The sequence below is a fragment of the Serratia odorifera genome, assembly GCF_041448735.1.
In the GTDB taxonomy this organism is placed as follows: domain Bacteria; phylum Pseudomonadota; class Gammaproteobacteria; order Enterobacterales; family Enterobacteriaceae; genus Serratia_F; species Serratia_F odorifera.
This window is the reverse complement of sequence record NZ_JBGMUT010000006.1, coordinates 14741-28117: the sequence shown is the minus strand read 5'-3', so window position 1 is coordinate 28117 and position 13377 is coordinate 14741. Positions and strand designations below refer to the sequence as shown.

Sequence of the window (13377 nt, the reverse complement as noted above, 5' to 3'; positions counted from 1 at the left end):
GATGAAGGGCTGTCTCTATCTCTTTTTACTTGGGCGCTGCCAGCCCTGAATGTGCACCTGCTTGACGCGGCTCAGCACCAACTCATCGTCGCCGATATCTCGAGTGACCGTGGTGCCGGCGGCGATGGTGGAGCCTTTACCGACCGATACCGGTGCTACCAGCTGGGTATCCGAACCAACAAACACCCCATCGCCGATAACAGTCTTATGCTTATTGGCACCGTCATAGTTACAGGTAATGGTACCCGCGCCAATATTGACGTCGTCGCCAATCTCGGCGTCGCCCAGATAGCTGAGATGCCCGGCCTTGGAGCCTTTGCCCAGGCGCGCTTTCTTCATTTCGACAAAGTTGCCGACGTGCGCGCCCTGCGCCAGCTCCGCGCCTGGACGCAGGCGTGCAAACGGCCCGACGGTACACTCGGCGCCCAGCACCGCGTCTTCCAGCACGCTGTACGGGCTGATTTCGCAGTCGTCACCCACCACGCAGTTCTTCAGTACGCTGCCGGCACCGATTTTCACCCGGTCGCCCAATTGCACCCGGCCTTCGATAATCACGTTGGCGTCGATCGACACATCGCGACCGTGCGTCAGTTCACCGCGCAGATCGAAACGTGCCGGATCGAGCAGCATCACGCCGGCCAGCAGCAGCGCTTGCGCCTGCTCAGCCTGATACACCCGCTCAAGCCGCGCCAGCTGAAGGCGGTTGTTGACCCCTTCGACTTCGCTGAGGCGATCGGGGTGCACCGTTTCGATGGATTTACCGTCGGCATGGGCCAATGCGATGATATCGGTGATGTAATATTCACCCTGCGCATTGTCATTGGTCAGCTTGCCCAGCCAACGCTTCAGATCGCCGCCGTTGGCAACCAGTATGCCGGTATTGATTTCATTGATTTGGCGCTGTTGCTCGCTGGCATCCTTATGTTCAACGATGCCGACCACGCTGCCGTTTTCCCGCACGATGCGGCCATAGCCGCTCGGATCGTCCAGTTTCACCGTCAGCAGGCCGATACCGCCCTGCGGCTTGGCCGCCAGCAGACGCGTCAGGGTATCGACGGCAATCAGCGGCACGTCGCCGTACAGCATCAGGACGTCTTCATCATCGGCAAAATGCGGCGCAGCCTGCTGCATGGCGTGACCGGTGCCCAGCTGTTCGGCTTGCAGCACCCAATTCAGCGCGCCGTCGGTCAGGGTGCTTTTCAGCAGATCGCCGCCATGGCCGTAAACCAAATGGATGTTTTTCGCGCCCAATCGGGTGGCCGCGTCGATAACATGCTGCACCATCGGCTTGCCCGCCAGCGGGTGCAACACTTTGGGAAGATCGGAATACATGCGTGTTCCCTTGCCCGCGGCGAGGATCACCACACTCATTGCGCTGTTCGACATAAGCAACCTGATAACTCCAATTTAATAGACGAAAGTAAACCCGTTTAGTGACGAAATTACTACATATTTCTTTGCACGAACCCGGCTCAACCCTTGCGGCTCTAGGCATGCCGTCAGTCGGAGCATTCCGATCCCAGCGTCGAAAAACTGTCGGCGATCGGAGACATATTTCCGGTTGGCAGCGCTTAATACACCACAAGCAGCCTCGGCGGCAAACGCTTATTTTAAAGCAAAAAAAAAGCGACCACATGGGTCGCTTTCTTATTTCGGTATTGCTTACATCGCTTTTCTGGTGAGTTCGATGACGCGCAACTTCGCGATCGCCTTCGCCAGTTCAGCGGATGCCTGAGCATAGTCGACATCACCATGAGAGCTACGGATGTGCTCTTCAGCTTTGCGCTTGGCTTCCAGCGCTCTCGCTTCGTCAAGGTCCGTTCCACGGATGGCAGTGTCCGCCAGCACGGTCACCACGCTCGGTTGTACCTCAAGGATACCGCCGGACAGGTAGATGAACTCTTCTTCACCATGCTGTTTAACAATACGCACCATGCCAGGCTTGATGGCAGTCAGCAGCGGCGCATGCCCTGGGAAAATACCCAGTTCGCCTTCGCTGCCTGTCACCTGGATCTTTTGCACCAGGCCGGAAAACATCTGTTTTTCCGCGCTGACTACATCCAGATGGTAAGTCATAGCCATATCACCCTCCTCTCAAGGCGTTACAGTTTCTTGGCTTTTTCCACTGCTTCTTCAATGGTGCCAACCATGTAGAACGCCTGCTCCGGCAGGTGGTCATAGTCGCCGTCCATAATGCCTTTGAAACCACGGATGGTGTCTTTCAGCGATACGAACTTGCCCGGAGAACCGGTAAAGACTTCTGCCACGAAGAACGGCTGAGACAGGAAGCGCTGGATTTTACGCGCACGGGATACGACCAGTTTGTCATCTTCTGACAGTTCGTCCATACCCAGGATTGCGATGATGTCCTTCAGTTCCTGATAGCGTTGCAGAATCGACTGCACGCCACGCGCTACGTCGTAGTGCTCCTGGCCAACCACCAGCGGATCCAGCTGACGGCTGGTTGAATCCAGCGGGTCAACGGCCGGGTAGATACCCAGGGAGGCAATGTTACGGCTCAGTACCACGGTTGCGTCCAAGTGCGCAAAGGTGGTGGCTGGTGACGGGTCAGTCAAGTCATCCGCAGGTACGTAAACGGCCTGTACGGAGGTGATAGAACCGGTCTTGGTCGAGGTGATACGTTCTTGCAGAACGCCCATCTCTTCCGCCAGCGTTGGCTGATAACCTACCGCCGATGGCATACGGCCCAGAAGTGCAGACACTTCGGTACCGGCCAGGGTGTAACGGTAAATGTTGTCAACGAACAGCAGAACGTCACGACCTTCGTCACGGAATTTCTCGGCCATGGTCAGACCGGTCAGCGCAACGCGCAGACGGTTACCCGGTGGCTCGTTCATCTGGCCGTAAACCAGGGAAACCTTGTCCAGTACGTTGGAGTCGGTCATTTCGTGGTAGAAGTCGTTACCCTCACGAGTACGCTCACCCACGCCCGCAAACACTGAATAACCGGAGTGCTCGATCGCGATGTTACGGATCAGCTCCATCATGTTTACGGTTTTACCAACACCCGCACCACCGAACAGACCGACTTTACCACCCTTGGCAAACGGGCAGATCAGATCCATAACCTTGATACCGGTTTCCAGCAGATCCTGGGAGTTGGACAGTTCTTCGTAGCTTGGCGCCGCGCGGTGAATCGCCCAACGCTCTTCTTCGCCGATGTCGCCTTTCATGTCGATTGGTTGACCCAATACGTTCATGATACGACCCAGCGTTGCCTTGCCAACCGGGACTTCGATTGGGTGTTGCAGATCGTTCACTTTCAGGCCGCGACGCAAACCGTCGGAGGTGCCCATAGCGATACAACGAACCACGCCACCGCCCAGCTGCTGCTGAACTTCCAGCACCAGAGTTTCGGTACCGTTTTCTACCTCAAGGGCATCGTACACTTTTGGTACGGCATCCTGAGGGAACTCGACGTCCACCACGGCGCCGATTACCTGGATAATCTTTCCAGTAGCCATCTTGAATCCTCTACGTAATTCGTTTACCCGGTCCTGTTGCAGATTGCAGGCGCGTTGGCCGCCTTCCCGTAACCTGGACCTTTCCGGGTAATAACCTGGTTAAACCGCGGAGGCTCCCGAAACGATCTCGGTGAGTTCCTGAGTGATGCTGGCCTGACGAGCCTTGTTGTATACCAACTGCAGCTCTTTGATCAGGCTACCGCCGTTATCGGTTGCGGCTTTCATCGCGACCATTCGTGCGGCCTGCTCGCTGGCCAGGTTTTCCACGACGCCCTGATAAACTTGCGATTCCACATAGCGGCGCAGCAAGGTATCAAGCAGCACTTTTGGATCGGGTTCATACAGGTAATCCCAGGCTTTTTTCTTCAGCTCACCGTCATCGGCTGGCGGTAACGGCAGCAGCTGAATGACCTGCGGCTCCTGGGACATCGTATTGACAAATTTATTGCTGACAATGTAAAGCTTGTCCAAACGACCTTCGTCGTAAGCTTGCAGCATCACTTTCACCGGCCCGATAAGATCCGACAGGGAAGGGTTATCCCCCATGCCGGTCACCTGGGCAACCACGTTGCCGCCCACGGAGCCAAAGAAAGAGGCCGCTTTGGAGCCAATCAGCGCCAAATCAGCTTCAACGCCTTTTTCGGACCAGCCTTTCATCTCCGCCAGCAGTTTCTTGAACAGGTTGATGTTCAAGCCGCCACAGAGACCACGGTCAGTAGACACCACCAGATACCCGACGCGCTTGACATCACGTTCGTCCAGGTACGGGTGCTTGTATTCCAGATTCCCCAACGCAAGGTGACCAATCACTTTGCGCATGGTCTCTGCATAAGGACGGCTGGCCGCCATGCGATCCTGCGATTTACGCATTTTGGAGGCGGCGACCATCTCCATCGCTTTAGTGATCTTCTGCGTGTTTTGCACGCTTGCGATCTTACTACGTATCTCTTTTGCGCCGGCCATCTCTGCTTCTCCTCATTGCCAGACGGCCTGCTGTCTTTCAACAGCAGGCCGCTGCGCTTTACCAGGACTGGGTTTTCTTGAAGGTCTCGAGGACGTTTTTCAACTTGCCCTCGATCTCATCGTTGAAGTTCCCAGTTTGGTTGATTTGATTCAGCAGCTCGGCGTGCTCACGGTCGGCGTAAGCGACCAGGGCCGCTTCGAAGCTCACCACTTTGGCGACTTCAACGTCTTCCAGGTAACCACGCTCAGCGGCAAACAGCACCAGAGACTGTTGTGCAACGGACATCGGCGCATACTGTTTCTGTTTCAGCAGCTCGGTCACTTTCTGACCGTGGCTCAGCTGTTTGCGGGTCGCGTCATCCAGATCGGAAGCGAACTGGGAGAATGCCGCCAGTTCACGATACTGTGCCAGAGCGGTACGGATACCACCGGACAGTTTCTTCATGATCTTGGTCTGCGCTGCGCCACCAACACGGGATACCGAGATACCCGGGTTAACTGCCGGACGAATACCGGAGTTGAACAGGTTGGATTCCAGGAAGATCTGACCATCGGTAATCGAGATTACGTTGGTCGGAACGAACGCGGAAACGTCACCCGCCTGGGTTTCAATGATCGGCAGAGCGGTCAGAGAACCGGTTTTCCCTTTCACTTCGCCTTTGGTAAAGGCTTCAACGTACTCGGCGTTAACACGCGCAGCACGCTCCAGCAGACGAGAGTGGAGATAGAAAACGTCACCTGGGTAAGCTTCACGACCTGGCGGACGACGAAGCAGCAGGGAAATCTGACGATAGGCAACCGCCTGCTTGGACAGATCGTCATAAACGATCAGTGCGTCTTCGCCACGGTCACGGAAGTATTCACCCATTGCGCAACCGGCATACGGAGCCAGGTATTGCAGCGCTGCGGATTCAGATGCGGTAGCGACCACCACGATGGTGTTGGCCAGCGCGCCGTGTTCTTCCAGCTTGCGCACCACGTTAGCGATGGTGGAGGCTTTCTGGCCGATGGCGACGTAAACGCATTTGATGCCGGAATCACGTTGGTTGATGATGGCATCGATCGCCAGCGCGGTTTTACCGGTCTGACGGTCGCCGATCACCAGCTCACGCTGGCCACGGCCGATTGGAATCATGGCATCAACGGATTTGTAACCGGTCTGAACCGGCTGATCGACCGACTGACGCTCGATAACGCCCGGCGCGATGGTTTCAACCGGAGAGAAGCCGTCGTGTTCAACCGGGCCCTTGCCGTCGATAGGCGCGCCCAGGGTGTTGACCACACGGCCCAGCAGGCCACGGCCGACCGGCACTTCCAGAATACGGCCGGTGCATTTTACCTTCATGCCTTCGGCCAGATCCGCATACGGACCCATGACCACGGCACCTACGGAGTCGCGCTCCAGGTTCAATGCGATTGCATAACGGTTGCCTGGCAGTGCGATCATCTCGCCCTGCATTACGTCGGCCAGACCGTGTACGCGGATGATTCCGTCGCTGACGGAAACGATAGTACCTTCATTGTGAGCTTCGCTCACCACATTGAACTGAGCAATGCGCTGCTTGATCAGTTCGCTGATTTCGGTGGAATTCAGTTGCATGCTCCAGTCCCCTTAAGACTGCAAGACGTCTGCCAGGCGTTCAAGACGACCGCGAACGCTGCCATCAATCACCATATCACCAGCGCGGATAATTACGCCGGCCAGTACAGACTTGTCAATTTTGCAATTCAGCTTAACTTTGCGTGACAGACGTTTTTCCATCGCAGCGGCAATTTTGGCCTGCTGTTGGTCATTCAGTGCGCTCGAAGAGAGCACCTCGACTTCGACGGTAGACTCCAGCGCTGCGCGCAGTTCGATGAACTGCTGCAAAACCGCTGGAAGAACCAGTAAACGTCCATTTTCGGCCATTACGCGGATAAAGTTCTGGCCATTTTCGTCGAGTTGATCGCCGCAAACCGCAATGAACGTTTTCGACAGCGTTTCTGGCGCAACCGCGCCAGACAGCAATTCGGAAATCTGTTCGTTTTGGGTGACGACAGCCGCAAACGCCAGCATTTGCTGCCAGCGTTCTACGCTTTGATGCTCAACGGCAAAGTCAAAAGCTGCTTTGGCGTAGGGGCGAGCTACAGTAACAAATTCAGACATCAGCCCCTCCCTCCTTACAGTTCAGCGACCAGTTTATCAACGATGTCGCTGTTAGCAGCTTCATCCACGGAACGTTCGATGATTTTCTCGGCGCCGGCAATTGCCAGCATCGCGACTTGCTTACGCAACTCTTCACGAGCGCGCTTACGTTCGGCTTCGATCTCAGCCTGAGCCTGCGCCACGATTTTGTTACGTTCCTGCTCGGCTTCGGCTTTCGCTTCATCCATGATCTGAGCTTTGCGTTTGTTTGCTTGCTCGATGATCACCTGAGCTTCTGCTTTGGCAGTTTTCAGCTGGTCGGTCGCGTTGGCTTGCGCTAAGTCCAAATCTTTTTTGGCGCGTTCTGCAGAAGCGAGACCGTCAGCAATTTCTTTCTGACGCTTCTCGATGGCAGCCATAATTGGCGGCCATACATACTTCATACAGAACCAGACAAACAGGACGAACGCGATGGCCTGGCCGAGGATTGTTGCGTTAAGATTCACAGCACAATGCCTCTTTTAAAGTTAAATAGTGTGGTTAGTCGCAGAGAGGTTCTCTGCTTACGCGACAGCAAACATCACGTACAGACCCAGACCAACAGCGATCATCGGGATGGCGTCAACCAGACCCATAACGATAAAGAACTGTGTACGCAGCAGAGGAATCAGGTCAGGCTGACGTGCAGCGCCTTCCAAGAATTTACCACCCAGGATGCCGATACCGATCGCAGCACCGATTGCCGCTAAACCCATCATCACAGCGGCAGCCATGTACAGCAGATCCATACTCAGGTTTTCCATGACAGTCTCCAGTTTGTTTCAGTTTAAAAGTGCAAGTGTTTTAAGAAAATCAGTGCTCTTCAGATGCCATCGACAGATAGACAATCGTCAGAACCATGAAAATAAAGGCTTGAAGCGTAATGATCAGGATGTGGAAGATAGCCCAAGGCAAGCTCAGGACCCACTGTGACCACCACGGCAACAGGCCGGCAATCAGGATGAAGATCAACTCACCCGCATACATGTTGCCGAACAGTCGCAGACCCAGTGAAACAGGTTTGGACAGCAGGCTGACACCTTCCAGAATCAGGTTGATTGGAATGAATACAGGGTGGTTGAACGGCTGCATGGTCAACTCTTTGACGAACCCACCAACGCCTTTCATTTTGATGCTGTAGAACAAGATCAGAATAAACACGCCCAACGCCATCGACAGGGTAACGTTCACGTCAGCGGTTGGCACCACGCGCAGCGCAGGCAGACCGAGGTGAGTACCGATGTACGGCAGGAAGTCTACCGGGATCAGGTCCATCAGGTTCATTAGGAACACCCAGACGAACACGGTCAGCGCCAGCGGAGCAATCACCTTGCTCTTGCCGTGATACATATCCTTGACGCTGCTATCGACAAACCCGACGATCAGTTCCACTGCGGTTTGCAGTTTGCCCGGCACGCCGCTGGTGGCGTTTTTGGCAACCCGACGGAAAACCACCAGGAACAGTACCCCGAGGACAACGGAGAAAAACATCGAGTCGAGGTTAATCGACCAAAACCCAGTCCCGACCTGAAGCTGCGTCAGGTGGTGACCGATATACTCCTGTGGACTGTTGTATCCCTCTGCAGACATGATGCCTCTACCTTTATTGAGTTAATTTCGGTAACTGTTCAACACGGCGGGTGCCACTATCTGCACCACCAACACCGCTAAATAGGTCAGGCCAAGCGGAACAAACGCCGCTTTGAACACCCCCAGCGCCACGATCAACAAAACGATGGTGATCATGACCTTTAGCCCCTCGCCGATGGCGAACGACCAGGCGACCCGACCGGGCGCCGGCGTTTGCGCCTGATGGCGCAAGGCAAACAGCATAAACATGGCATTTGGCAACCAGGCAGCAAGACCGCCCGCCAATGCCGAACCGCTCCATTCCAGATTTTTAAGGCCGAAAGCAGCGCTGATCAGAACAAAAGTCATCAACTGCACAAAAAGCAGTTTGCGTGCAACTTTCCCGCTGTAAAGGGACACAGACATGACGTTTGTTCTCTCCGTACCCCGGAAGGGGTATGCTGAGTGACGTATAAAACTGCCTTTGCCGTTTTGAGTCAAGCAGCAAAAAACGAGCAAATTATACGGGGCACACCAACGAATTCAATCGATAAGTAGCGAAAAGGTGAACAATTATTTAATTTTCCCCATTTAGGGCTATTTTCACAAGAAAACGGTCGGAATAATCTCATCGATTTAATTGTCTGATTATTCCAGCTTTGCGCTACGAAACGTGCCCCCGATCACAATAATGACCAGTGCTATTTTATAGACCATTGGCAACACCACGGTCTTTAGCTAATCGGGCGAAATAAAAATATTATAAATCAAACCATTACATGTTAACCGTTCGAAAACACCCTTTCCACTCGACAAAAACATTTTATTGACATTATCCGAGGGGATATTGCAACCATCACGTAACATGACCGACAAATACAAAACCTGTACGCATGGTTGCTAACGAAACTATTTCCTACTGCAATTACGCTATTGTCGCGAATTAGCTGCGGCTTTTGTGTTAATAAAAAGTAAATTAACTAAAAAAAGCAGGCAATTAATTAGCATGCTAAGTTATTCGAGTAATCCTCAAACAATCAGACGTCGCTTTGATCAAAAACAAACTTAGTTGGCCTTAAGTACCACCAAATGACGTTCCCCTTCCAGCTCCGGCACCTGTAAACGAACGACAGTTTCAAGCTCGATGCCTGCGGGCAACTGAGCCAGCTCCTCATCAGGACGAACGCCTTTCAACGCATAAAAACGCCCCTGCCCTTTCGCAGGCAAATGGTGACACCAGGCCAGCATATCCTGCAATGAAGCAAACGCACGGCTGATGACACCGTCAAACGGTGGCTCGGCAACAAAGGCCTCTACGCGGCTTTGTACCGGTTCGATATTGTTCAACCCTAGTTCATGCTGAACCTGACGCAGGAAGCGTACGCGCTTGCCCAGGCTATCGAGCAGGGTGAAGTGCGCATCAGGACGAACGATGGCCAACGGAATGCCGGGCAATCCTGGGCCGGTGCCAACGTCAATAAAACGCATACCTGCAAGATGCGGATTAACCACGATGCTGTCGAGAATATGGCGAATCAGCATTTGTTGCGGATCGCGCACCGACGTCAGGTTGTAGGCTTTGTTCCACTTGTCCAGCATGCCGACATACCCGAGCAACTGCTGTTTTTGACGATCGGGAAGCGAAATTCCGGCCGCCGCGAGCAGCGAGTCTAACTTTTTGTCCACAACGGAATCCTCTGACGGGGCGCGATGCAGTCAGCAAACCGGGCTGACCAAACGAGGCGACTATGATAGTTCAGGCTGCAAGTGATGTCAGCGGCCGTTTGTACATCCGTTAGGCAAACGACCGCTGAAAACGTCGATTTATGCGCTGCGGCGCAACAAACCCTGTTTTTTCAACCACACCAAAAGAATGGATATCGCCGCCGGCGTAATGCCTGAGATGCGTGAAGCCTGGCCGATCGAGTTTGGCTTGTGGTCATTCAGCTTGGCGATCACTTCGTTCGACAAACCGGAAACCTGACGATAATCCAGATCCAGCGGCAATACGGTATTTTCATTGCGCTGCTGCTTGTCGATCTCGTCTTGCTGGCGAGCGATGTAACCTTCGTATTTTACCTGGATTTCCACCTGCTCGGCGGCCTGGGTATCGGTCAACGGCGGCGCGAAGGCGTCAACGGCGGTCAGCTGGGCGTAGTCCATTTCCGGTCGGCGCAGCAGCTCTTCGCCATTGGCTTCACGTGACAGCGGTGCCTTCAGCAGGCTGTTCACCTGCGCAACGTTGTCAGAATGCGGATGTACCCAAACGTCACGCAGACGCTGACGTTCGCGTTCGATCAGTTCCAGCTTCTCGCTGTAGCGCGCCCAGCGAACGTCGTCCACCAGGCCCAGTTCGCGGCCTTTTTCCGTCAGACGCAGATCGGCGTTGTCTTCACGCAGCATCAGGCGGTATTCCGCGCGTGAAGTGAACATGCGGTACGGCTCTTTGGTGCCGAGAGTGCTCAGATCGTCCACCAGCACCCCGAGATAAGCCTGATCGCGGCGTGGCGACCAACCTTCGTCATCAACGGCATAACGGCCAGCGTTCAAACCGGCCAGTAAGCCCTGGGCTGCGGCTTCTTCATAACCGGTGGTGCCGTTGATCTGTCCGGCGAAGAACAGACCTTGAATGAATTTGCTTTCCAGCGTTGGCTTCAGATCGCGCGGATCGAAGAAATCGTACTCAATGGCGTAACCGGGACGCACGATACGCGCGTTTTGCATGCCTTCCATCGAGCGGACGATTTGCATCTGCACATCGAACGGCAGACTGGTGGAAATACCGTTTGGATAAACTTCGTTGCTGGTCAAGCCTTCTGGCTCGAGGAAGATCTGGTGCGCGTTACGATCGGCAAAGCGCATGACCTTGTCTTCGATCGACGGGCAGTAACGTGGGCCGATCCCTTCGATGATCCCGGCATACATCGGGCTACGATCGAGGTTGTTACGGATCACGTCATGGGTTTTTTCATTGGTATACGTGATATAGCACGGTACCTGCCGCGGATGCTGGCTGGCATTGCCCATGAACGAGAACACCGGCATCGGCGTATCGCCGTGCTGTTCAGCCAATACGCTGAAATCAATGGTGCGGGCGTCAATACGCGGTGGCGTACCGGTCTTCAGGCGATTGACCCGTAGCGGCAGTTCGCGCAGACGCTGTGACAGCGAAATGGATGGCGGATCGCCGGCTCGTCCACCGCTGTAATTTTCCAGCCCGATGTGGATCTTTCCGTCCAGGAAGGTCCCCACGGTAAGCACCACCGCCTTGGCACGGAACTTGAGGCCCATTTGAGTAACGGCGCCGACCACCCGATCGTTTTCGACAATCAGATCCTCAACCGGTTGTTGGAAGAGTGTCAGATTCGGCTGGTTTTCCAGTGCGCTGCGAACCGCCTGGCGATATAACACGCGATCGGCCTGTGCGCGAGTAGCGCGAACCGCTGGCCCTTTGCTGGCGTTTAGTATCCTAAACTGAATACCGGCATGGTCGATCGCCGTGGCCATCAGGCCGCCAAGTGCATCAATTTCCTTTACCAGATGCCCCTTGCCAATACCGCCAATCGCCGGGTTGCAAGACATTTGCCCCAGCGTATCGATATTGTGCGTCAGTAATAACGTCTGACGTCCCATGCGTGCCGCAGCCATGGCGGCTTCGGTACCTGCATGGCCACCACCGATGATGATGACGTCAAATTGATCTGGATAAAACATGGAACTGCACCTCGCCGTATTGCCAACGACCGTTATTTGCCCGGGGTGGGGATTCTACTCAAGTTTAGACGATCGACCAAGTGGTGCGGATCGTCGGTAATTAAAAGAAGATCTTTTTTATTTAAAGATCTCTTTATTAGATCTCTTATTAGGATCGCGATCCTCTGTGGATAACCGATTATTCACCATGAAGATCAGCGTATTAAGGAGGATCGTTAGCTGTGAATGATCGGTGATCCTGCGGCTGATAAGCTGGGATCTAAATGGCGACTTATGCACAGCATGAAAAGCGTACTGCGGTTGTTAGTTGGATAACTACCGGTTTTACCCTGCTTTTAAGCATAGTTATACACAATCGTTAGCGCGATCTTTGTACGAATTAGAGTAAATTAATCCAATTCTTGACCCATTCTTCTGCCGGATCCTCGGGAATTTCATGTTTGGTGACGTCGATCTCGAGACGATCACCGATCCTTTTGGCACCGCGGGCCTGTAAAAGATCGTCGATCTGGACGATCGCACCGCAGAAGGTGTCGTATTCGGAGCTACCCAAACCGACGGCACCAAATTGCACGCGGGACAGATCGGGCTGACGTTCGCCGATCTGTTCCAACAGCGGTTGCAGGTTATCCGGCAACTCCCCGGCGCCGTGGGTTGAGGTCACCACCAGCCAACGACCGGACAACGTTAATTCATCCAGCTCAGGCCCATGCAGCATGTCGGTTGAAAAACCGGCTTCTTCCAGTTTTTCAGCCAAATGTTCAGCTACATATTCAGCACTACCAAGCGTACTGCCACTGATCAGCGTAATGTCTGCCATGAATGAATGATCCCAACCTTGCCAAAGAGGCAGCATTGTACGCTGTGAAACGGCTGGGATCTACCTGTGGATAATATGGGTATAGTAAATTATGCGCTACGGCTTGATGGTACGCATGATGGGGTTTTGCAGCGAGATCAGCGTCTCCGTCGACTGGATCTCATCAATCGTCTGGATCTTGTTGATAAGTACCTGTTGCAGCGCGTCAATTGAGCGACACATTACTTTGATGAACACACTGTAGTGGCCGGTGGTGTAGTACGCCTCGACCACTTCCTCCAGGCTTTCGAGTTTTTGCAATGCGGACGGATAGTCTTTGGCGCTCTTTAATATAATGCCGATAAAACAGCAGACGTCATAACCCAGCTGTTTTGGGTTCACGTCGACCCGCGCGCCGGTAATGATCCCCGCCTGCTTCATTTTCTCTACCCGCACGTGGATGGTGCCGGGGCTGACGGCAAAGGTTTTCGCCAGTTCGGCATACGGCGTACGCGCATTGGCCATCAAGGCGTTGAGGATGCCGCGATCGAGATTATCGATCTGATAAATTTCTGCCATTTAATCCCCCGTTGATTATTGTTTATGGAATTATCATCGCCTAAAAATGAGCGATTAAAAGTGAAAAGGCAATATTGTTTGCTGGTTATTGAATATGGTGCCGT

Annotated in this window: 14 protein-coding genes; all 14 read right to left on the bottom strand. The window is 53.8% G+C overall.

What is annotated here, in order from left to right; translation table 11 throughout:
- Positions 1-15: 15 nt before the first annotated feature.
- The 14 genes from glmU to asnC all read right to left on the bottom strand — a co-directional run bounded on the left by glmU (position 16) and on the right by asnC (position 13273).
- Entirely contained in the window at positions 16-1386 is a 1371-nt protein-coding gene (glmU, locus tag ACCC84_RS15785; protein WP_004956921.1) for a bifunctional UDP-N-acetylglucosamine diphosphorylase/glucosamine-1-phosphate N-acetyltransferase GlmU, read from the bottom strand.
- Between the two features lie 276 nt (positions 1387-1662).
- A complete protein-coding gene (locus ACCC84_RS15780) occupies positions 1663-2082 on the bottom strand; it encodes a F0F1 ATP synthase subunit epsilon (protein WP_004933814.1) in 420 nt (139 codons plus the stop codon).
- A 20-nt stretch (positions 2083-2102) separates the two neighbouring features.
- Positions 2103-3485, bottom strand: a complete 1383-nt coding sequence (gene atpD, locus ACCC84_RS15775; RefSeq protein ID WP_004956918.1) for a F0F1 ATP synthase subunit beta — start codon at positions 3483-3485, stop codon at positions 2103-2105.
- Positions 3486-3584: 99 nt separating this feature from the next.
- Entirely contained in the window at positions 3585-4448 is an 864-nt protein-coding gene (gene atpG / locus ACCC84_RS15770) for a F0F1 ATP synthase subunit gamma (protein ID WP_004956916.1), read from the bottom strand.
- A gap of 58 nt (positions 4449-4506) precedes the next feature.
- Positions 4507-6048, bottom strand: a complete 1542-nt coding sequence (gene atpA / locus ACCC84_RS15765) for a F0F1 ATP synthase subunit alpha (RefSeq protein ID WP_004956912.1) — start codon at positions 6046-6048, stop codon at positions 4507-4509.
- A gap of 12 nt (positions 6049-6060) precedes the next feature.
- Complete coding sequence (gene atpH / locus ACCC84_RS15760) at positions 6061-6594, bottom strand: F0F1 ATP synthase subunit delta (protein WP_004956909.1); 534 nt, start codon at positions 6592-6594, stop codon at positions 6061-6063.
- Between the two features lie 14 nt (positions 6595-6608).
- Positions 6609-7079, bottom strand: coding sequence for a F0F1 ATP synthase subunit B (gene atpF / locus ACCC84_RS15755; protein WP_004933804.1), 471 nt, complete (start codon positions 7077-7079; stop codon positions 6609-6611).
- 57 nt (positions 7080-7136) lie between these two features.
- Entirely contained in the window at positions 7137-7376 is a 240-nt protein-coding gene (gene atpE / locus ACCC84_RS15750) for a F0F1 ATP synthase subunit C (protein WP_004093904.1), read from the bottom strand.
- 49 nt (positions 7377-7425) lie between these two features.
- Positions 7426-8202, bottom strand: coding sequence for a F0F1 ATP synthase subunit A (gene atpB, locus ACCC84_RS15745; protein ID WP_004956906.1), 777 nt, complete (start codon positions 8200-8202; stop codon positions 7426-7428).
- 21 nt (positions 8203-8223) lie between these two features.
- Entirely contained in the window at positions 8224-8607 is a 384-nt protein-coding gene (gene atpI / locus ACCC84_RS15740) for a F0F1 ATP synthase subunit I (protein WP_004956904.1), read from the bottom strand.
- A 639-nt stretch (positions 8608-9246) separates the two neighbouring features.
- Positions 9247-9867 (bottom strand): 16S rRNA (guanine(527)-N(7))-methyltransferase RsmG, encoded by a 621-nt coding sequence (rsmG, locus tag ACCC84_RS15735; RefSeq protein ID WP_004956896.1) that lies wholly within the window; start codon positions 9865-9867, stop codon positions 9247-9249.
- A 138-nt stretch (positions 9868-10005) separates the two neighbouring features.
- Positions 10006-11895: a tRNA uridine-5-carboxymethylaminomethyl(34) synthesis enzyme MnmG gene (mnmG, locus tag ACCC84_RS15730; protein ID WP_273868420.1), complete on the bottom strand. Its 1890-nt coding sequence runs from the start codon at positions 11893-11895 to the stop codon at positions 10006-10008.
- 379 nt (positions 11896-12274) lie between these two features.
- Positions 12275-12715, bottom strand: a complete 441-nt coding sequence (gene mioC / locus ACCC84_RS15725) for an FMN-binding protein MioC (protein WP_039991458.1) — start codon at positions 12713-12715, stop codon at positions 12275-12277.
- 96 nt (positions 12716-12811) lie between these two features.
- Positions 12812-13273 (bottom strand): transcriptional regulator AsnC, encoded by a 462-nt coding sequence (gene asnC / locus ACCC84_RS15720; RefSeq protein ID WP_004956886.1) that lies wholly within the window; start codon positions 13271-13273, stop codon positions 12812-12814.
- Between the last annotated feature and the right edge of the window lie 104 nt (positions 13274-13377).

What these genes read in the sequence shown, in the direction of transcription:
- glmU (WP_004956921.1), bottom strand. Translation starts at nt 1,386, where the DNA reads ATGTCGAACAGCGCAATGAGTGTGGTGATCCTCGCCGCGGGCAAGGGA.
- ACCC84_RS15780 (WP_004933814.1), bottom strand. Translation starts at nt 2,082, where the DNA reads ATGGCTATGACTTACCATCTGGATGTAGTCAGCGCGGAAAAACAGATG.
- atpD (WP_004956918.1), bottom strand. Translation starts at nt 3,485, where the DNA reads ATGGCTACTGGAAAGATTATCCAGGTAATCGGCGCCGTGGTGGACGTC.
- atpG (WP_004956916.1), bottom strand. Translation starts at nt 4,448, where the DNA reads ATGGCCGGCGCAAAAGAGATACGTAGTAAGATCGCAAGCGTGCAAAAC.
- atpA (WP_004956912.1), bottom strand. Translation starts at nt 6,048, where the DNA reads ATGCAACTGAATTCCACCGAAATCAGCGAACTGATCAAGCAGCGCATT.
- atpH (WP_004956909.1), bottom strand. Translation starts at nt 6,594, where the DNA reads ATGTCTGAATTTGTTACTGTAGCTCGCCCCTACGCCAAAGCAGCTTTT.
- atpE (WP_004093904.1), bottom strand. Translation starts at nt 7,376, where the DNA reads ATGGAAAACCTGAGTATGGATCTGCTGTACATGGCTGCCGCTGTGATG.
- atpB (WP_004956906.1), bottom strand. Translation starts at nt 8,202, where the DNA reads ATGTCTGCAGAGGGATACAACAGTCCACAGGAGTATATCGGTCACCAC.
- atpI (WP_004956904.1), bottom strand. Translation starts at nt 8,607, where the DNA reads ATGTCTGTGTCCCTTTACAGCGGGAAAGTTGCACGCAAACTGCTTTTT.
- mnmG (WP_273868420.1), bottom strand. Translation starts at nt 11,895, where the DNA reads ATGTTTTATCCAGATCAATTTGACGTCATCATCATCGGTGGTGGCCAT.
- mioC (WP_039991458.1), bottom strand. Translation starts at nt 12,715, where the DNA reads ATGGCAGACATTACGCTGATCAGTGGCAGTACGCTTGGTAGTGCTGAA.
- asnC (WP_004956886.1), bottom strand. Translation starts at nt 13,273, where the DNA reads ATGGCAGAAATTTATCAGATCGATAATCTCGATCGCGGCATCCTCAAC.